At 37.5% G+C, this 253-nt stretch carries 1 protein-coding gene; it reads left to right on the forward strand.

Annotated elements, in window-relative coordinates; translation table 11 throughout:
* Positions 1-253, forward strand: a 253-nt coding sequence (locus tag SB749_RS20200; protein WP_410711880.1) for a TonB-dependent receptor domain-containing protein, incomplete at both ends; no start/stop codon positions are given.

Here is a 253-nt window from a genome sequence, read left to right on the forward strand (position 1 = left end):
CAGCGATAACTATGAAGCCTTTATTGAATATGACACAACTATTCAATCTACACGCTTGACTGGCTACCATAATAAAGTTGACGACCTAATCAGCTTTGTTTCCAGATTTGACAATACTGGTAACTATATAGGTGGTAGTAGTGAAAACGTCAATGAAGCCAAAATCAAAGGGATCACGCTAACATCAGATTGGATAATCGATAGCTACTTATTTGGTGCAAGTTATGACTATCAGCACGCAAAAGATAGCAGT

It is taken from the genome of Brevibacterium sp. SIMBA_078 (assembly GCF_046534565.1).
Classification (GTDB): Bacteria; Actinomycetota; Actinomycetes; order Actinomycetales; family Brevibacteriaceae; genus Brevibacterium.